13 protein-coding genes are annotated in these 19,330 nt (G+C 44.7%); 5 read left to right on the top strand and 8 right to left on the bottom strand.

All coding sequences use genetic code 11. The features are described 5' to 3' along the window. Positions 1–12 precede the first annotated feature (12 nt). The 3 genes from A587_RS0110840 to A587_RS0110830 form a co-directional block, all read right to left on the bottom strand. Positions 13–3,918 carry a hypothetical protein gene (locus tag A587_RS0110840; RefSeq protein ID WP_017217609.1) on the bottom strand — a complete coding sequence of 1,302 codons (3,906 nt, stop codon included), beginning with the start codon at positions 3,916–3,918 and terminating at the stop codon, positions 13–15. Further along, complete coding sequence (locus tag A587_RS0110835) at positions 3,915–4,940, bottom strand: DUF4150 domain-containing protein (RefSeq protein WP_017217608.1); 1,026 nt, start codon at positions 4,938–4,940, stop codon at positions 3,915–3,917. The genes A587_RS0110840 and A587_RS0110835 overlap by 4 nt, the downstream gene beginning before the upstream one ends. A gap of 233 nt (positions 4,941–5,173) precedes the next feature. Next, complete coding sequence (locus A587_RS0110830; protein WP_232288051.1) at positions 5,174–5,389, bottom strand: heavy-metal-associated domain-containing protein; 216 nt, start codon at positions 5,387–5,389, stop codon at positions 5,174–5,176. A gap of 172 nt (positions 5,390–5,561) precedes the next feature. Here A587_RS0110830 and A587_RS0110825 point away from each other — a divergent pair, with 172 nt between their 5' ends. Together A587_RS0110825 and cueR are read left to right on the top strand one after the other, a co-directional pair. Continuing rightward, complete coding sequence (locus A587_RS0110825) at positions 5,562–7,940, top strand: heavy metal translocating P-type ATPase (RefSeq protein WP_017217606.1); 2,379 nt, start codon at positions 5,562–5,564, stop codon at positions 7,938–7,940. Between the two features lie 5 nt (positions 7,941–7,945). After that, a complete protein-coding gene (gene cueR, locus A587_RS0110820; protein ID WP_010369762.1) occupies positions 7,946–8,356 on the top strand; it encodes a Cu(I)-responsive transcriptional regulator in 411 nt (136 codons plus the stop codon). 78 nt (positions 8,357–8,434) lie between these two features. On the opposite strand, the gene A587_RS0110815 is transcribed toward cueR, so the two are convergent. Genes A587_RS0110815 through A587_RS0110805 form a run of 3 tightly spaced genes read right to left on the bottom strand, consistent with a single transcriptional unit; the run spans position 8,435 to position 11,907 of the window. Then, positions 8,435–9,730 carry a pyridoxal phosphate-dependent aminotransferase gene (locus A587_RS0110815; protein ID WP_017217605.1) on the bottom strand — a complete coding sequence of 432 codons (1,296 nt, stop codon included), beginning with the start codon at positions 9,728–9,730 and terminating at the stop codon, positions 8,435–8,437. A gap of 49 nt (positions 9,731–9,779) precedes the next feature. Then, positions 9,780–10,988, bottom strand: a complete 1,209-nt coding sequence (locus A587_RS0110810) for a cysteine desulfurase family protein (protein WP_017217604.1) — start codon at positions 10,986–10,988, stop codon at positions 9,780–9,782. A gap of 58 nt (positions 10,989–11,046) precedes the next feature. Continuing rightward, on the bottom strand, positions 11,047–11,907 hold the full coding sequence (locus tag A587_RS0110805) for a hypothetical protein (protein ID WP_017217603.1): 861 nt from the start codon (positions 11,905–11,907) through the stop codon (positions 11,047–11,049). Positions 11,908–12,530: 623 nt separating this feature from the next. Between A587_RS0110805 and A587_RS0110800 the strand changes: the two genes are divergently transcribed. From A587_RS0110800 to A587_RS0110790, 3 genes are read left to right on the top strand one after another with little or no spacing between them, the layout of a single operon-like run. Next, entirely contained in the window at positions 12,531–14,405 is a 1,875-nt protein-coding gene (locus A587_RS0110800) for a flavin monoamine oxidase family protein (RefSeq protein WP_017217602.1), read from the top strand. Continuing rightward, positions 14,392–16,155, top strand: a complete 1,764-nt coding sequence (locus tag A587_RS0110795) for an alpha-keto acid decarboxylase family protein (protein ID WP_017217601.1) — start codon at positions 14,392–14,394, stop codon at positions 16,153–16,155. Before A587_RS0110800 ends, A587_RS0110795 begins: the two co-directional genes overlap by 14 nt. Continuing rightward, positions 16,148–17,923, top strand: a complete 1,776-nt coding sequence (locus A587_RS0110790) for an FAD-binding oxidoreductase (RefSeq protein WP_017217600.1) — start codon at positions 16,148–16,150, stop codon at positions 17,921–17,923. The genes A587_RS0110795 and A587_RS0110790 overlap by 8 nt, the downstream gene beginning before the upstream one ends. A 279-nt stretch (positions 17,924–18,202) precedes the next feature. Here the strand turns inward: A587_RS0110790 and A587_RS0110785 are convergent, their stop codons facing one another. Together A587_RS0110785 and A587_RS0110780 are read right to left on the bottom strand one after the other, a co-directional pair. Then, entirely contained in the window at positions 18,203–18,760 is a 558-nt protein-coding gene (locus A587_RS0110785; RefSeq protein ID WP_010603642.1) for a hypothetical protein, read from the bottom strand. A 52-nt stretch (positions 18,761–18,812) separates the two neighbouring features. After that, on the bottom strand, positions 18,813–19,256 hold the full coding sequence (locus tag A587_RS0110780; RefSeq protein ID WP_017217599.1) for a DUF2000 domain-containing protein: 444 nt from the start codon (positions 19,254–19,256) through the stop codon (positions 18,813–18,815). Between the last annotated feature and the right edge of the window lie 74 nt (positions 19,257–19,330).

Genomic DNA, 19,330 nt, shown 5'->3' with positions numbered 1-19,330 from the left:
GGTAGCCTTTCGTTAATTTAGGATTCGCTGCAACACGCCCGCAGGGCTCATGCCATAATCTTCGATTTCGACGTTAATGACTTGCTCAGCCCAAAGGTCTGGCTTTTCTATCTTTCCTTCTTCGTCTCTTTCTGACGCAGGTAACCTTAACTCTTGAGATGAACCAGAGTATATTGTTGCTCCTCTGCCTCTAGGATATTTTCGACACCGCATTCTGATTTGAATTTTAGAATGATTGAATTTATCAAAATAGGGATAAAGTGCACTTTCTTCAAATTCAATAATTAAACCCGTTAAATTAGGATTAACGATGATATTGGTATTTTGCCAAAAGTAATCCAATGCTGTTTGAGCTTGTCCCGTGGGTGCAACAGCAATTAACGAGCTCCAAGGTTTTCCTGCTAATAGTGGGCGAATGTCTAGCTGAATGTCTAAGTAACCAAGCTCTGATTCTGGAATATGACCTGGAATTTGCACATTAAACTTTGCAACTTGGAACTTGCCTTTGGAGGTTACCTTGTCATATATCCGAGAGGGAGTGTGTAATTGTACAACAGATACGTCACTAAATATTTTTGGAGAAAATAGCTGATCATAGAGACTATGAAGTGCATATTCGGGGTTTGTCTTCCAGCAGTAATAGGGGTTGTCACCAAACCAATCACGCTCGCCACCACCATATGCGTCACTGCCCCAAGGGCATGCTTTAATCCAAGCTTCTAGTGGTTCATCGCGTAATAGATAATAAATACCATATCCAAGTAATACCAGAATGAGTCCTACATAGCCCAGTTTACTCATGGGGTTTAAAATAACGCCTCTGGTAATCGTGGCAAGTATGGTTGGCGCGGTTTCAACTGCTAGCGCGACAAAGCCTGCAGTTGCAATACTAAGGCCTGCGGCACCACCAGAGTCACCGCGCTTAAACGCGTAATAGGCATCAAAACCTGACAACCCGGCACTATATGCAGATGCTAGAAGGTTTAATCTAGCTGTCCATGTAATGATGTTTGCTTTTTTTGCAAACTCAGGACCAAACTTACGAACGGCGCTGAGATTTCCTTTCGCCATTTTGTACTGTTGAAATTCTTGATATTGGCGCAGGCTAGGTAACCCAACTTTCATCTCTGTGACCATAGAGAGAGCAGAGAAATGAATAGCCGCTAAGTCGAAAATTGCACCAGTAATATCAGCAAATTTTCTTTGTGAGAATTCAAAATTCAAAAAGGCTTGTCGAAAGTTCGCAACTTCAAAAATATATACAATACCGAGTATACCCGCCATTCCTCCCTTTAATGACTGCCCAGATACAGACTCCGTAACAGCCGCATTTTGCCATTTTTGTAAATTTGCGAGCCTATCAGACAACTTTTTAAGTGCTGCATGTTGATTATCTAGCTCTGTTGCATACTGTTTTGCCTCTTCTACAGCCGTATCATAAATTGCTTGGGCTGTTGATTCTGCTGACTTGGCTGAGACATCAGCACCAGTAATTTTTATCAAATATGCAATGGTTTTGTTTTTGCTTTCTATCGTTGTGATGGTTTCCGCTTGATTGAGAGACTGGGTTAGAAATTCAAGTCGTTTGTTTAAATTTAGTACGTCTTCTAACGATAGTTTGAGCTTAGAACCTCTATATCCAACGTCTATTTTGCGTTTATTACTGCCGCGAATAATTTGGTTGAGTTCTTTAATTTGCTTTTCTGCAGCTAATTTTCGAGACTGAGGATCAAGTGGCATATACCCTTCAGGAAAATTCCCGTTGAGGTAATCTTGCACTCTCATTTCCACTTCAACTAAGTACCCAGGTGCTGATATATCGACCAAGCGCATCAAAGGTTGCAACACGTCCGCTTTTGCATCAATGAGCTTTGCAAACGGATACTTCTTCCAAGCATTGTTTACCTTCACATAAGAGTTGACCTGTTTTCTAGAACGACTGACGGCAACTTTTGCTTTAGCAAATTTAGCCTCTAACTCTCGTAGACGCGCACGTTCCAGTTCTAATTGTTGATCAAGCTGCGCTCTGCTCATTCCATGTTCTTGCTCTGTTAAGTTTTCAAGCACACTCTTCTTATACTCATACTCAGCACGCTTTTCTTGTAACTCTTTAAATGCTTTTGCTTTTTCTCTTTCAGCGTTGATAAGGGCTTGTTCTGACTGCGCTATCTCATGTTGTGTTGCATCCATTGCCTCACGAGTTTGGGCCTTTTGCTCCCCAAGCGTTCCCGGATGTGTAGAGAGGTTATAAGCGGCCTCTGGAATTTCGAATAAACTGCCTGCTAAACCCATAATCACTTGGGAGAGGCGGCGCCCCATTTGCTCACTCTCTTCTTGTGGCAAAACGGCTTCTTGATCATGGATCTTTTGTATTTTGGCGCTAGTTAAAGGCAATGCAAAGCGATCATATTCCGCCTTTTCGTAGTCGTGTAGTTTGTCGCCTGTGGGCTTTGGAAACAAAAATTGGGTGATTTGCTTAGCTGGTTTTGTTGGGTGTTGACCCAGACATTGCAGGATAAAATCTTGCCCCTGATAGCCTGAACTTAACTCATGCCAAAACTCTTTGTCTGTATTAAGGTGTGCAAGCGGTGCGGCTGGGTGAGGCTTTAACGCGAGAAATACATCGGTGACCAAGTCGTATGCTTCAAAGAATCTCAGATCTGATTGGTAGGCATAGTCTTTGAAGCATTCAGTAAAACCTGCACTAAGAGATTCTTGGTTTAAGAACTCGACTAGTTCGTCAGAGATTTCTGCAATGCGGCGAGCAAGTTTTTGGAAGGCCTTTTCTTCCAAAAACTTAAAGAATTTATCTTCCTCTAAATGAGAAGTGCGCCAGTCTTTTAATTTATTGGCAAAGTCGACTGCGTCTTCATCTGACTCTACAAGCTTCTCTCCACTGCTTTGAATTTCAATGTCTTTATCTAAAATCGAATCGGCTTGGTGGTAAAAAACCTGCACCATAAAGCTGGCGAGCTCATACTTAGCTTGTTGTTGCAGATCAATTTTACCGGTTGCACTATCTAACCCTGATAACTTGTTGAGTAAGTGCTGAATATCCGTGGTGAGATCTTGAATTTGTGACATGAAATATCGAGCCACATGGATCCCGTCAAAAATCGGCACTTGGGCGATTTTATCGCGCTCTGGAAGGTGCAGTTTTTGATGGAGTGTCGGGGTGTTAACTACTTTGCCTTGGTCGTTAAAGCCTGTGGCAAATTGCCCTAAGTTATCCAGCTTCGTCATGCGCTGTGCTCTGAGCGCTGCTGCATCTCCTAGGGCAGGGCAATGTCTTTCTTCGTCAGCGAGTGGCGTGCCGGTATTTAAGCGCGGATCCTGTTCATTAAACCCGCCAAACAACAAGACTTGCTCCCATGACCACTGTACTTCAGACCATGCGATTTCTACGCTTACTTCGTTGCCATTTAGTTTATGCGGGACGAGAATGCTGCTGGTTGGCTTACAAGTTGCTGCACGCGTGCCTTGCGGTCGTGAGTTTGGCTTACTGGCCGACTTTTTCCAACTTAAAAAACCTTTTTGCCAATACAAATTCACATCTGAGAATAGCGCCGGAGCGTCAAAGTCTTCAGGTTCGATAACTTGTAGCTCACGCCATAAATAGCCATCGACATAAATATAGATAAATCCGCTGGTTACTGGAGAGGCTGATTGTAGTTGCTGCTCTGGCGTGTCGTATAAAAATGGATAAATGTGTACCAGCTCAATGTCGGCATCACTGCTTTGTTGGTCTACCGTGTTTGAAGTGTAGAGGGGAACCTTATAATAGCCTTCTTTTGTGCCATCAACCGAGGTGTCTTTGAGCATCAAAGACACCACCTCTTTGTCGCTTGCATAGCCCTCAAAAACAAGTTCTCTAAAATTACTGTTAGCATTGGTTTTGGTTGGTAAAGTGTGGCTCATCCTATCTTCACCTCTTCATCGCTAGGTTTGCTACTACCCGACACTTTTATATTGATCTTATTCGTACCATCTTGGTTTAATGGCTCTGCGCCAAGCACTACATCAAGGCCTGCAGGAGTCGCACCGCCGGGCTGGCTCAATGGTGCAGGGGGCGTATTTTTATTATTAGATACCATTAAATCTCCCTGCCTAACCGCCGGTTTTCCCTCGATGTAAACATCAAAGCTGCCTTGCAGAAACTCTGCTTTTTTACCCAATGTTCGGCTAGCGATACCTTTTTTATTACCGGGTTGATCTCCCGTACTTTTTGAAAAGTTAGACTTGATATTGGCCGCACCGTTACCTTGAATTTTTACTGAGCTGGCAACGCTTGCTGCGTCTGATGAGCAGGCGATGTTACCATAAGGAATAGGCACAACCACTTTGCCTATCTTAGTCAAACAAACGTCTACTGTGCTTAACACACCGCCGCTGCCGCTATGCACAGCGGTTCTACCGTTAATGAGAACGTTCGCGTTTGACACGATAGACGCTTGTCTGGCTTCGGCTTCAAAATCTCTGGCAACATCACTCTCAGTTCCTACTTGCCAACCCAGCTTAAGGGTTACCAAGTCTAAGAATGCTTGTGGGTCGCTAATTGGCAGACTCACATCCATCCCCGTTATTGGCTCAATATGCGGTAGAACAGCCGTTTGGTTTTGTTCATCCCACTGTGGTGGGTCGATGATGTAGTCAGGAATAAACGCATTGACCATTTGGCCTAAGGTAAAATCGCCGTATTTGGCTCTTTCGATTTCTTCTAAAAAGGCTTGCTCTCCCGCAGCACGGTCGGGAAATATCGCAATACGATAGGCTTGTCCAAGCGCTTGATTTCGCTTTGCACTGATATTTAATGGCAGTAAGGCTGGATTGTTGTGCCGCCAAGAAGCAGAACCTGAGGTTCGTAATTTGGCAGTTTGCGCGTCGACATTGTATTGCACGCTCTGGGCTTCGTTGCCTGCACTGGCGCCGATAAAGCTCATTGTGTTGTCCTTAAATTATTCCTTTAGTCGCAGTTGTATTGGTTTTATCTAATACAAACGGCGTAATTGTTCCGCATTGTCTGCGCTTTGTCAAAGTGTGAATTATTGTGAGCGTTTATTAACGTGAGCTGTATAAAGCAAGTGCGAGTGGCAATGAAGGTGGAAGTGAGTGGATAAACCACCTTACTAATGCAAAGTGGTTTGGGTCGACTTGGATTGATAACTTCTGGGAGTTAGGCAAAGCTTTCGTTGATGAGTTCTGCGCTATAGCCTGCATTACGAATAATAGCGATAACGTCGTCTTCTCCTTTGGTGCTTGAAACTTCAACGATTTTATCATCGAGGCGGACATTCACTTGCGCTTGGCTATCAGCCGCTTGCATTGCTTCTGTGATTGCTTTTACGCAGTGACCGCAGACCATTTTTTCTACTCTTAGTCTTAACATCATTATTTCCTTTGTGGATTAAAGAGCTTGCACTGTGAAGCTTCCCTTGATGGTAAGGTCAACTACTATTTAACAATAAGCTTCTGTTAGATGAATGAACAATTTTGTTTGACCTTACCATGAGGGTAAGGGTTAGTGTCCAACAATGAGAATTAACGCGTTTGCGGAGATAGAAATGGACAAGGTAATAAAATTTAATGTATCAGGCATGACATGCGCCTCATGCGTTGGCCGAGTTGAGAAAGCCTTAGAGAAAGTGTCTGGCGTTGTCAGTGCTAGTGTTAATTTAGCATTGGAAGCAGTGTCGGTAGAGGGCAGTGCGGAAGTATCAGCGTTGGTGAGTGCGGTAAAAGATGCCGGCTACAAGGTCAATACCAGTGAAGTGCAATATCAAGTTAAAGGCATGACTTGTGCGTCTTGTGTGAGCCGAGTGGAAAAGGCGGCGCAAGCGTTACCGCAGGTAATTAAAGCTGAGGTCAATCTAGCGACTGAAAAGCTCACCTTAACTTTAGTGGCAGAATTACCGTTCGCTGAAATAGAAGCCCAGCTTAACGACGCCGGTTACACCGTGGTGCAGCCACAAGCAGGCTCGGATGAGTCAAGCGAACAAGTTGCAGCAACTCCATTTTATCGTGCTGATTGGTTCCCAGCAGTGGCGTCACTGACACTCACCCTACCTATGGTGTTACCCATGTTTGCCATGCTGTTTAACCAAAATTGGATGCTCCCGGCGTGGATGCAATGGGCACTGGCCACGCCTGTTCAGTTTTATTTTGGAGCGCGTTTTTATCGTGCCGGATGGGGAGCAATAAAAGCGGGAACCGGGAATATGGATTTGCTGGTGGCTATCGGCACCAGTGCAGCGTATGGCCTTTCAGTGTATTTGTGGTGGACATTCAGCGGTGAGCATGGCGCTCCGCATTTATACTTCGAAAGCAGCAGTGCCGTGTTGAGTTTGGTACTGCTGGGTAAGTACCTTGAACACAGAGCCAAGCGGCGTACAACCAGCGCCCTTAAAGCGCTTGAAAGCTTAAGGCCAACAACGGCTATGGTCTGGCGTGATAATAGCTGGCAAGAAGTCCCTGCAGGGGCAGTAAAAAGCGGCGAACGACTATTGATCAAACCTGGTGAGCGTATACCGGTTGACGGCGTTGTAGTTGAAGGCCACTCACAGGTAGACGAAGCGCTTATCAGCGGTGAAAGTGTCCCTGTTTATAAAGCACAAACAGATAAAGTTACTGGTGGTTCGGTGAATCTTGATGGCGTGCTTGAAGTGGATGCAACCAGTGTTGGCGCGGAATCGACCCTAGCCAAAATTATTTGCTTGGTAGAGCAAGCACAAGGCGCGAAAGCACCAGTGCAAGCGTTGGTGGATAAAGTGAGTGCGGTATTTGTACCTGCTGTATTGGTAATAGCGCTTATTACATTTTTTGCTTGGGGGCTAAGTACTGGAGATTGGCCAACAGGTATTCTGAATGCAGTGGCCGTTCTTGTTATTGCTTGCCCGTGTGCGCTTGGTTTAGCAACACCTGCCGCGATTATGGCGGGTACTGGCACTGCCGCGCGTTATGGGATCTTAGTAAAGGATGCTGGTGCACTGGAGCAAGCAACTGCCATCGATATGGTGATTTTTGACAAAACGGGCACGCTTACGGTGGGCAAACCTGAGCTTAGCAATATGCACACTTTTACGTATCATCAAAACGACGTGTTACAGCTAGCGGCATCGTTACAGCAATACAGCGAACACCCGCTTGCCAAGGCTGTGGTCAATAAGGCACAAGAAAAGCAATTGTCATTACTTCCTGTAAGCGACTTTAAAGTGGTGGCGGGTAGAGGCGTTAAAGCACAATACCAAGATAAAACAGTCTATTTGGGGAGCGGTTTTTGGATGCAAGAGTTAGGCTTAACCTTGCCTGCGCTACCAGAAGAAATACCCGGCGCTTCTTTATCTTGGTTAGTGAGCCAAAATAGTGAACTGAGTTGCGAGTTTTTGGCGCTATTCTACTTTACTGACGAGCTTAAAGCTCATGCCTATACCGCGGTCAAACAGCTTAAGCAGCAAGGAATTAAAGTTGCAATGTTGACCGGAGACAGCCAAAGTAGTGCACAGTACAATGCTAAATTGCTGGAGCTGGACGATTATAAAGCGCAGGTACTGCCAGAGCACAAAGCTGAGTATATTGCTAATGCCCAACAGCAAGGTTACTGTGTGGCAATGGTCGGCGACGGGATCAATGACGCCCCAGCGCTGGCACAGGCTGATCTGGGTATCGCAATGGCAACCGGTACGGAAGTGGCGGTAAGCGCGTCGGCAATGACGCTGATGCGCGGCGAGCCAAGCTTAGTGGCATCTGCTTTAGCGATGGCAAAATTAACCTATCGCAAAATCAAGCAAAATCTATTTTGGGCATTTATCTTTAATGTCATTGGCATTCCATTGGCAGCACTGGGTTACCTTAACCCTATTTTTGCAGGTGCGGCGATGGCGGCCAGTAGTTTACTAGTCATTAGCAATGCGTTGTTATTGCAACGTTGGCAACCAAAGGAGTAAACGTCATGGAAAAACTGATCACAATCGGTGAAGCCGCGCAGCGTACAGGACTCTCTGCAAAAATGATCCGCCATTATGAGGCCAGCGGGCTACTAAAGTGCAGCAAAAGAAGTGAAGCGGGTTACCGGCTGTACGACTCGCAACAATTACAATTACTAGGTGTGATAAAGCAAGCACGAAAACTGGGGTTTCCTATTGCGCAGATCCAGTCTTTACTCGATTTGTTACAAAACCCAGACCGTACTAGCCGTGAAGTCAAATCGATAGCGCAGCATCATTTGAATGAGATTGAGCATAAAATCAATGAACTTCAGCAAATGCGTGAGACCTTGAAACAGCTGTCGGACAACTGTAGTGGTGACGAAAATGCAAACTGTCCAATTTTAGATGGGCTTTGCCAAAATAGCCTAAAGTAGCCGAAGGTTAGAATAGGCAAACGTTAAAAAGCCAGTCTTCAATAATGAAGACTGGCTTTTTTGTTGTGCAGAATAGCGCTAAGCCTCAAGTAATAGTCTTGACTGGGTAAGTGCGAGCAGTGCACTTTGTAATCTTGGCAGCGCCGCTTCAATTTCACTCGGTGAAATAGTACAAACGGCAGCGCGATACCAAAGCTGTGACGCTTTAGAGCGACAGCCAAAGCTGGGGAATGGCACCAGTGCTAACCCTGCGTTATCAATTAAATAACGACTAACTTGATCTGCATTTTCGAGTACGTTTCCGTCGGGTGTTTCCATATTGATGGCGTCGATCTTCAAGGTCATATAAATGCCGGCATTTGGTATAAATGAATCGATTGCCATGCCTGCGCTTTTCATATCCTGAACACCCTGATGCAGTACCGCCATTGAGGCTAGTATTTTTTCTTTAAAGCCGGCTAAATAACTTTGTAGGTAGGCTTCATTTTGAAATAACACCGCAGTGGCAAGTTGCTCTGCCGTCGGGGCCATTGCACCTATATGTTCTTGGATCACCTGCATTTTTGCTATCACTTCGTGTGGGCCTGTCGCCCACCCAACTCGAATACCTGTTGCGGCAAAAGCTTTGGTGCCGGCATCAACCACTATTAAGTAAGGCTTGATATCTGGGCAAAGCGACGCCGGATGATAATGCTCAACCTCTTGCATTGTCAGCATCCAGTACACTTGGTCGTAGATAACATAGAGTGGTTTGGCGTTTATCGCTCTGCGGCGCGCGTTTTCTGCGACAACCATGTCGCAGATTTCACTGAGCTGTTGCTTTGAAAACATGGAGCCGTTAGGGTTTTGCGGTGAGCATAAGGTGATAAGGCGCGCGTCAGATATTTGCGCTTGGAGCTGTTCCGCTGTAGGTAAAAACTGATTTGCTTCGCTGGTTTCAATAGGCACGTGCTTGCCACTACACATAGTGGTGTAAAACATGTTATTCCAAGAAGGAACAGGGTAGATCACCTTGTCATCTGCGCTCACTGTAGCGAGCATCGCAGAATACAGCAAAGGCCTTGCACCGCCAGAGATCAGCATCTCTGTGTCTGGGTTGTAGCTGACGTCAAAGTGCTTTTTAGTTTGTTTTGCTACTTCATCGCGAAGTGATAACACCCCCTCAAGTGGGGGGTAATCGTTATGCTTATTCTCGTAAGCTTGCTGGATCTGTGCGGTAAGGTAGTCGGGCATCGGAAATTGTTGCGTGTCAAAATCTCCAATGATCAAATCACAAATTTCTTTCCCCTTTGCAAGCTGCTCCTGCACGTAAAACTCAAGGTGAATAATGTCCGAGTAATCAAGTGCATTGGCTAAATTCGATAAGTTTTCCATTGTTATATTTTTCTCCTTAAGTGTTTGTTTGGGAATAATTTAGTATTATTTAAACGAGTAAAGTTAGCGCCGCGACTTCTCTAACCTTGTTGAGTGCGAAGTCAATTTCGGCTTCTGTAGTATGCCTGCCTAGGCTAAAGCGTATGGTTGCCTGTGCCAGTTCATCCGATAGCCCAAGTGCGGTTAATACGTGGCTTGGCGATAGGTTGCTTGACGAACAAGCTGAGCCAGTACTGACCGAAATGCTTTTCTTTAATAAGCTCAGCATTTTTTTACCGTCGGTGTCATGAAAAGAGACGTTACAAACATGCGGGAGTCTTTCTTCGCTCATGCCATTGACTTGCACCTGTTGTAGCTCCAATAAACCATCTTCTAGCTTGTCCCTTAGCTGTTCAACTTTGTCAATTGCGCCATTTCTTAGTTCTCGCTGTGCAAGTTCCACTGCCTTGGCAAAACCAACAATGCCAGGTACATTTAACGTGCCACCGCGTAGCCCTTGCTCGCTTCCACCACCGGTGATCTGCGGTCTAATATCAACCACTCTACTGCCATGTTGATGTCTTAAATACAGGCCGCCAACCCCTTTAGGGCCATAAATTTTGTGTGCCGAGCAAGTTAAAATATCAATAGGGCAAGTGGTTAGATTGATATCGACCTTGCCTAGCGCTTGTGTGGCGTCAGACATAAATAGAATGCCATGTTGCTGTGCAATAAAGGCAATGTCGTCGATTGGATTAATGGTGCCAATTTCGTTATTTGCGTACATCACGGTGATTAAAATCGTTTCAGGCGTGATTGCGGCCTTCATTGCGTCGATATCAAAGCTGCCATCTGGTAACGGCTCAAGATAAGAAACGCGAGCGCCTTCCTGTTCTAGATCTCTAAGTGTTGCAAGCGTTGCTGGGTGCTCAATCGACGAAGTAATAATGTGCTTGCCTTTGTGATTACAAGCACGAAACACGCCGCGGATCCCTAAGTTGTTGCTTTCAGTCGCGCCAGAAGTAAAGATAAAATTTTCAGGTTGTGCGCCAAGGGCATCTGCAATTTTTTCACGCGCTTGTTCGACCGCTTTATGGGCGTTCCAGCCATGTAAACCATACATGCTTGCAGCATTACCAAAGTCGTTGCAAAAGTAAGGTAACATGGCTTGTAACACAGCTTCGTCGCACGGTGTTGTGGCGTTATGATCTAAATAGATAGGAAAGCGTAGCGACGCTTCAGTAGTGGACTTACTCTCTAGTGCTGTAATGAGTGACATAAAAAATCTCCGTATAAAATTGGGGCAACAGTCAAATTGAAGCGGATAAATGCGTGCGTTACGCTTCGCAAGTTTCGGCTAGGGTGCTGGTTTGGGTGTTAATGGAATAATCTTCCATATCAAAGTCAGACAAGAAAATATTGGAGATCTTAACAATATTGTCGCCAAGGCTTTCATCTTGTAGGAAAAGTCCTAACGCTACTTCAGTACCGTTTACGACTTTGTGAAAGTCATCCATTTCAGAGAAGTCCATAATGTGGAATACCCCAGCCTGAGGATTCATTTTCAGTGCTTTTTGGTAAGTGTCTTTATAGTGCTGCGCCATGATAAGCGGGCATTTTGCAGTCCATATATCCTTATCTTTTGATTCAGCTAAAACGATGTCTACTCCCTTACTGTTTTCGAATAGAATTTTAGTTACATCGTTGCTCGTTGCGAGTGACAATTGTGGGAAACTTGCTAAATCTTGCGAGATGATTTTACGTAAAGATTGGATCCCACGGTTTTTACAATTGCGCTCACCTTGAAGTACTAAACGGTCGCGTTTTACAATGCTGTAATCACTTAATACGGCTTCTAGCTCGTCAGGTAATGGCGCAAGCCCTTGGCTGTCGGTGGTCATTGCTGGGGATGCAGAAATATCACAAGACTCACTACCGCACTGTAAGCCCAGATCGTCTATCAACACGCCAAGCACCACTTTAAGTTTTTTCTTGTGCTCTAGAATCGCGTTGTTAGCAACATTTAACACCTTTACCATTGAATCTATTGAGAATTCGGTAGCGGAATAACGCGGATCAAAATGCCCACCTTCTAGATAAAAGGCGGAGACAGTCGGGTAGTGTTCAGCGACATCCATACGGATCATCTCTAGGAGTTTTTGCTCTACTTCTCCAACCATTTTTTCTTTTAATTTCATTTCGTTAGTCTCTATCTGTAGTTGTGTTAAAGGTGTTTAATACCTTTGAGTAACGGCCTAATTAGTTTGTTTACCGACAAGCATGTGCCAAAGCGGTAACGCACGAAGTAATTAATTTCCATGCCCTACTAACAAAGTGAGGTTAATAAAAAGTCAACTTCACCTTAAGGATGAATCTGCCAAGTTAAATAACTGTAAAGATTGCCACGGTGGTAAGGTCAATGTTTGTTTGCGTAAAAATTGAGTTTTTTAGAAGTTTTTTTGTGAAACTTTCATTTCAATTGTTTTAATCGAGTCAGCGCTAATTGGTGAAAAAGAAAACCAAAATCATGCTAAATGACTTGTTTAATTAATAAACATCTTTTAGGCGGAATAAGAAGTAAGTAGGACTATGCGGATTTCTTCACCGAGTTGAGTCATTGCCGTTTGCACGGCATTTGCGTTAATCAAAATAAATGCGATTAGCTAAGCTAAAACATTGGGTTACATATCTATGTTGATTTAGTGAAGTGGTTTTTGTAGTTGCTGTAATGTCTCTGTAATCTGTTGTAACTCGGTGTAATAGATAAAATCACGACCCTTAAATATGCTTTTAAAGTAATAGCTTAAAGGAGCATATTAAAATGAATAAAGAACTAGATATTGCCATTGTGGGTGGCGGTGTATCGGGTGTATATAGTGCATGGCGCCTTCAACAAGAGCTTGGTGATACACATCGCATAGGCTTATTTGAATATAGCGATCGTATCGGTGGTCGCTTGTACAGTCGCACGCTTCCGGGGTTGCCCAACGTTGTGGCTGAGCTTGGTGGAATGCGCTTTATTCCTGAGGATCATGTGATGGTGAGTACGCTGGTGGATGAGCTAAAACTCCAAACCAAAGACTTCCCAATGGGCTCAAAGCTGCCGTTATACCCTTCAAATGCAGAAAGCTCCCCTGAAGCAGGTAGTGAAAACAACCTCTTTTACCTGCGCGGACAATATTTTAGATATCGTGATTTCGCCGAGTGTCCAGATAAAATCCCATACCAGCTTGAAGAAACAGAGCGAGGCTATGGACCGGAAGATCTTCAAGTTAAAGTCATGAACCTCATCTGCCCGGGGTTTGCTGACATGTCTCTTGCAGAGCAGATGAAAGTCAAAGTGTTTGGCAAGGAAATTTGGCGCTTTGGCTTTTGGAACTTGCTTGAGCATGTGTTGAGTAACGAAGCATACCTTTTTATGAAAGAAGCGGGGGGCTACGATGCTAATGTGGCGAATGCCAGTGCGGTTACTCAGTTGCCTGCCACTGAATATAGCGATGATACGGTATTTAAGACCCTCAAAGATGGTTTTCAGGCGTTACCGCTGAAGTTATGTGAAGAGTTTGCAGCGGCACCGGGCTGCCTTGACCGCTGTAAGCGCGTTAATATGTTGCATCGACTTGCAAAAATTGAGCTGCATGATTGTGGCGAGTATCGTTATCAACTCACTTTTCAACCAACACAAGTGAATAGCAGTGGGAAAGTGGTTGATAAAGATGCTCCAGCGTACAGCGTTAAAGTGAAGCGGCTTATTTTGGCTATGCCAAGGCGCTCGCTTGAGCTAATTGAATCGCCGTTCTTTGACGACCCTTGGTTGAAAGAAAACATTCCATCTGTGCTTATCCAAAAGGCGATTAAGATGTTTATGGCACACGAGCAACCTTGGTGGCGCAGTTTGGGCCTTGTTGCTGGTCGCTCTGTCACTGACTTACCAATCCGTCAAACTTATTACATGGGCACGGAATGCGATCAAAAAGAATGCCTTGAATACGAGACTAACGAAAAAGGCGAACAGGTATGTAAAGTAGAGCACACCTATGGTGAGCCCAATACCAACTCGCTGCTAATGGCTTCTTACAATGATATTGGCACTATTCCTTACTGGAAAGGTTTAGAAAAGGGCGAGCATTACCAAGGCTATATGCCAGCCTATGGTGCAGAAGGTTATACCGAAAATGAGATAGTACCTAAAAACCAGTATCAAATTACCACCGGGATGGTTGAAGCGGCACATCGCCAAATTCAAGCGTTACATAATCAAAAAGCGCTCCCAATGCCATATTCTGCTATCTACCAAGAATGGGGAGATGACCCTTATGGCGGTGGTTGGCATGAGTGGAAAGCCAATTATCGTCTCGATGAGATCATGTGCAGAATGCGCCACCCTGTTGCGAGTGAAGAAATCTATATTGTTGGCGAAGCGTACTCCTATGAACAAGGCTGGGTAGAAGGAGCATTAAATACGGCTGAATCGACATTGGCTGAGTTTTTTGCTTTACCAACACCTAACTGGTTATCTAAAGACAAAGCACAGTATGAGCAGTGGCTAGAGTCACATCATAACTACTTACCAGTAGATTGCCGTAAAGGTGGGTGCTCGTGTCAGCATTCAGCGCAACAGCCAAATGCCAATTCAGACACGCTAGACGAAGTCACTGAGTTCGCTTATCGAGGTATTAATCATGAGTACCGCTAATTTTACGGTTGCTGACCATTTACTGTGGCGGTTAAAGCAGTTGGGCCTTGATAAGGTGTTTCAAGTGCCTGGTGACTATGTGCAAGAATTTATGACTGCTCTTGATAACTTTCCTGGTATTGATGCAATAGGTGATGTAACCGAGCTAGGGGCAGGCTATGCGGCGGATGGATATGCAAGATACCGTGGAATTGGCGCGGTGTCGGTGCAATACGGCGTTGGCACGTTCAGTGTATTAAACGCGATCGCCGGCGCTTATGTCGAGCGTAATCCTGTTGTCGTTATATCGGCAAGCCCATCGGCTGAAAACCGTGTAGATATTGAAGAAACAGGCGTGTTATTTCATCACTCTACCGGTGACTATAGCGCTGATAAAAAGGTGTTTGAAAATGTCACTGTCGCCAGTGAAATTCTTTCGGATCCTGCTTCTGCTCCTAAGATTATTGATAATGCGTTACGCCTTGCCATGAGTGAAAAGCGGCCTATTTATCTAGAAGCATGGCAAAACGTGTGGGGCGCAGCTTGTGATAAACCAGATGGCCATTTAGTGATCCCAAAACCGGCTTCTAATCCTGCGATGATGGCAAGTTTACTCGATAAAGTAATCAACCGACTCAAAGAGGCTGAGAAGCCATTGGTATTATTAGGCATTGAGATCACGCGGCTGGGCATACAAAGGGAAGTCGAGAGCTTGCTCTGTACTCTCAATATTCCGTATACCACGACCACGCTAGCCAAATCAGTACTAAGTGAGGCGCAAGGGCTTGGGAAGGAGTTGTTTGTTGGCACCTATGCGGGTGAAGCATCATGGCCTGAAACGTTTGATTTTGTTAGTAAACGAGATTGCATTTTAGCGTTGGGCGCGATATTCACCGACGATTACCTGACCATGTTAAAAACGCAAGGTAACGAATTGATCCGCGTGAATATGGGCAAAGCAAGAATTGGTAACTGCGAGCGCTTTAGTGGTATCGATTTAGCACAGTTTATTGATGATTTAACGGTGTATATTGAGCATTACCCGATGCAGCATCGTGCGCTTTGCTCGTTGCCGGAAAACCCCTATTTGAAAAGTCCCGTACAAGATTGCGATACCATCAGCTACGAAAACTTCTTTTACACATACCAAAAGCAGCTAGCCCAATGCCAAAAGGTGCGTGACTTCAACCTTATTTTAGGTGAAAGCTCTTCGCTTTATATGGCGGCTCGTTTAACTGGTATTGATGAAAGTCGCTTTATTAGTGACGCTGCTTGGGGGTCGTTAGGTCATGAAACCGGTTGTTCACTCGGCACAGCCTTGGCTGACAATCGGCGTAGTGTCGTGGTTGCCGGCGACGGTGGGTTTATGATGATGTGTCAAACACTGTCTACCATTAGCCATAACAAACTCAATACTGCAGTGTTTGTAATGAGTAACCAAGTGTATGCAATTGAGCAGTCGTTCGTTGATATCTGTGCGTTTACTCCTGCGGGCGCATTTGCACCATTTGATGATCTGCATCGTTGGGACTATAAATCATTAGCGAATGCGTATTTTGTCGAATATTTGAATGTAGAGACCGTCGCGGATCTAAATGGGGTTTTTGCTGCGCTTCATGAAAACCCATGTAAGCCATATCTCATTAAAGTCAATATTGATAAAAAAGATCTCGCACCGGCGATACAAGATCTCGCCGAAGCCATTACGGGTAACAAAGTGGACGACTGTCCATGTGGAAATAGCACAGCGCAAGGAAACAACAATGCCTAAACAATCCAATAAACCAATCCCTGAATCTCAGTTAGAAGAAGCACAAAAGCGTATCGACCGCTATTGGCGCGCGACACAAGGATTTATACTCGCGTTAGAAAGCAAGCATGGCTTTTCTGCAAAGCAGTTGCTTACTTTATTGCCAACGGGGGGGACTTCGATGGAGCGCTTTAGAGAATATCAAGCTAAAGCGCTTATCTTTAACACACGGTTTCAGTTTTCGCCCTCGGTGATTGTGATGTGTAATAACACCGATGATGTAATGCGCGCCTATCAAGAGGCGATAGCGTTTAACTTACCCATTCGGGTGCGCTCTGGCGGCCATGATCACGAAGGGGAGTGTAGCGGCACAGATGTGGTGCTACTGGATTTAAGCGGTTTAAAAGACTTCTCCATTGAGAAAGAAGGCGATGACTATATCGCTCATATTGGTTCTGGATATCGCTTTTATCAATTAGTCCCAAAGCTTGCAGAATCTGGTTATAAAGATATTCCGCCGTTAACCATTCCGCACGGCACTTGCGCCACGGTTGGGTTAGCTGGGTATATTCAAGGCGGTGGTTGGGGCCCGTGGACGCGAGCAAAAGGGATGTGCTGTGAGTCACTCGTTGGTGCGACTGTTATTTTGCAAGATGGCTCGAGAGTTGAGGTATCTGAAACTGAAAACGAAGATATCTTATGGGCGCTACGCGGAGGCGGGGCGTTAAGTTATGGAATAGTGACGGAGTTTAGAGTTAAAGCTTTTGAGCTACCTGATGAAATCCACCGCTTTGAAATTAACTGGAATAATGAGGCGGTTGGCTCTACAGACTTAGCAACTTGGCAGCTGCTCAGCCAGTGGGAAGGTGCGATTAACGATACGGGAAAGGATACCGAGAACTTAGTTGGTACTAACCTAAAAATCAACGCCATACCAGATGTTAGCGAGTGTAAAAAATCATCTGGTTACGAAAAAGCGTTAGCGCACCCAAGCACTATGTACGGCTATTGGCAAGGCTCCGAAAAGGCGCTGGTTCAGTTTGCTAAGCAGTATTTTCCTGCTGCTAAAGTGCAGGTGACGGGCACGGACACCAAGCAGAATTATAGTGAAGCATTGATGTCTGACTGGTCACGAAACTCCTTGGCTAATCTCAAAAAACTGGGATTAAAAGGAACGTTAGCTGCAAGCCTTGATGGGGAACCATTTACACCAGATTTTGATGCCCCAGCGCCACACAAGATCACCTCAAAGCTAGTGCGTGAGTCTGGCCTTACTGAACAAGGCAAGTTGGCGCTATTGCGTTCACTCACATCGCCTTTACTGTTTGCACAAAATGCCCCACTTGGACTATTTAGTTACGTCACTTTAGGAGCCATTTCGGGTAAGTTTTATGCCAATGATACGTGTGATGATGCTAAGAAGCGTGTTGCCTTTCCTTATACTACTGCGCAGTACACCATTCAATACCAAACTTGGTGGAATACCGAGTTAAAATACGACGGCAGTTACGACAGCAAACGCCTTGGTCAAGCAAATCCAGTATACCGCTATGTAAACCGTGCACTTGATTGGATTGAAGTTAGCCGCGACACCACTATTGAAGGGGCATACGGCGCGTTTATCAGCTTTAAAGACGCATCCATCCCGACGAAGACCTACTTCCAAGAGAATTATGAAAAACTCATTGAAATCAAAGAGGAGCATTCGGGTTTCACAGTTAAATTAGACTGTGGTAAAAAGGTTTACGTTAACTTTAATCGCCTAAGAACCCGTAAGACAATTATTTAACAGTGTTAAATGTGAAGAGCAAAAAGCCAGTATCGGCTTTTTGCTTGGTTTCACCTTGAGGTAGGAGCTGTTTGACACAGCGATCTTGTTGTTTTTATGTCGGGCTTTGGGCTTAGGTTAGAGGGATAAATTCTTCAACGAGTATTTGTCGAAGCACATAAACCCTCGGTGGACAAACCGCCTCCTACACGCGTATTTACGCTACGCAGTAGGAGCTGTTTCACACAGCGATCTTGTTGCTTTTATCATGTATTTCACGCAATAGAGATAGAAAGTATTTTAAATATCTAACACCACCACTTCCATTTGGTCTTGCGTATCATAAGGCTGGATCTGCATTTTTATTTGGCTCTCAGAAAGCAACTCCAGCTGACCTTCTGCGGCTTTGTATTTGCTGTGAACGACCTTTACTGCATGAATACCAAATCCGATTTCTCGCTCTAAGCGTAAAACTAAACCATATGAGGTGGTGGCTCCGCGGTCGGTTCGGTAAAGCACATAGTTATCGTCATTGACATTCAGTCGATTAAGTTCGGCAAAGGAGTTGTCAACGCCGCTTTGTTTGATCTCGGAATAATCACCAGCGGCAAAGATGAATACGATGAAACTCGGCACTGCTGCTGCCAAAGCGACTAAGAAGCCAGACACTTTGAGTAACTTGGTGCGTCGACATAACGACCACAACAACACTGAAGCGGGTAAGATGATGGCCAGTATCATAACGAAAAGGTAATTATGCTGAGGAGCTGCAAATCTTAACTCCCAAGGCAAATTACTCATATTAAGGATGACTAGTAATACAACAATTACCAACGCAATACTTGAAAATCGTTTCATAAATTAAATCTAAACTATAACAAAATCAGTAATACCAAAAATAAGCCTCGGGTTATTTAAACAAACTGAATTTCCCAGTAAATTCTTTAAGCTCTGTGCTATCGCCAAACATGCAAATGCCAAAGTACTCTAAATCTTGTTCTGGTGTTTCAGCGGTGGCGCTTACTTGCTGTTCGGATGTGCCAACAATCATGGTATCTGTAAAATCGGTAAAGGGGATGTTACGAGCCACAAGCTCTGCTCGCACTTTTCTGATTTTATTACTATTATCCGCTTTAAGCACAATAAAAGGGTAGTGCGAAATCGAAGGGTGAATGCCGCCATCTTTGTCTTGATACGGTAAAAAGCAAAGCTCATCGGTATTACCAATTTGGTCAATGAGGCCAGCGGTCAGATGGCCAAGCGCATTAAAAAGCCGACCAAGTTCAACTTTTTTATTGAGCACAGCAACAAATCGCTTTGAGTTTTCGTCCGGTAAAACGGAAAAATCAGTCATAGACTTCCTTGAGTTAAAAAAGAGGCACTTAACCATATCATAATAAAGCTATCACGGCGCTTCGGTGTCGATAA

The sequence above is a fragment of the Pseudoalteromonas sp. NJ631 genome (assembly GCF_000276645.1).
Classification (GTDB): Bacteria; Pseudomonadota; Gammaproteobacteria; order Enterobacterales; family Alteromonadaceae; genus Pseudoalteromonas; species Pseudoalteromonas piscicida.
Note: the sequence above shows the minus strand (reverse complement) of the source record. Positions and strands in the feature narration are given on the sequence as shown.

What these genes read in the sequence shown, in the direction of transcription:
- A587_RS0110840 (WP_017217609.1), bottom strand. Translation starts at nt 3,918, where the DNA reads ATGAGCCACACTTTACCAACCAAAACCAATGCTAACAGTAATTTTAGA.
- A587_RS0110795 (WP_017217601.1), top strand. Translation starts at nt 14,392, where the DNA reads ATGAGTACCGCTAATTTTACGGTTGCTGACCATTTACTGTGGCGGTTA.
- A587_RS0110785 (WP_010603642.1), bottom strand. Translation starts at nt 18,760, where the DNA reads ATGAAACGATTTTCAAGTATTGCGTTGGTAATTGTTGTATTACTAGTC.
- A587_RS0110830 (WP_232288051.1), bottom strand. Translation starts at nt 5,389, where the DNA reads ATGATGTTAAGACTAAGAGTAGAAAAAATGGTCTGCGGTCACTGCGTA.
- A587_RS0110790 (WP_017217600.1), top strand. Translation starts at nt 16,148, where the DNA reads ATGCCTAAACAATCCAATAAACCAATCCCTGAATCTCAGTTAGAAGAA.
- A587_RS0110815 (WP_017217605.1), bottom strand. Translation starts at nt 9,730, where the DNA reads ATGGAAAACTTATCGAATTTAGCCAATGCACTTGATTACTCGGACATT.
- A587_RS0110810 (WP_017217604.1), bottom strand. Translation starts at nt 10,988, where the DNA reads ATGTCACTCATTACAGCACTAGAGAGTAAGTCCACTACTGAAGCGTCG.
- A587_RS0110780 (WP_017217599.1), bottom strand. Translation starts at nt 19,256, where the DNA reads ATGACTGATTTTTCCGTTTTACCGGACGAAAACTCAAAGCGATTTGTT.
- A587_RS0110825 (WP_017217606.1), top strand. Translation starts at nt 5,562, where the DNA reads ATGGACAAGGTAATAAAATTTAATGTATCAGGCATGACATGCGCCTCA.
- A587_RS0110805 (WP_017217603.1), bottom strand. Translation starts at nt 11,907, where the DNA reads ATGAAATTAAAAGAAAAAATGGTTGGAGAAGTAGAGCAAAAACTCCTA.
- A587_RS0110835 (WP_017217608.1), bottom strand. Translation starts at nt 4,940, where the DNA reads ATGAGCTTTATCGGCGCCAGTGCAGGCAACGAAGCCCAGAGCGTGCAA.
- cueR (WP_010369762.1), top strand. Translation starts at nt 7,946, where the DNA reads ATGGAAAAACTGATCACAATCGGTGAAGCCGCGCAGCGTACAGGACTC.
- A587_RS0110800 (WP_017217602.1), top strand. Translation starts at nt 12,531, where the DNA reads ATGAATAAAGAACTAGATATTGCCATTGTGGGTGGCGGTGTATCGGGT.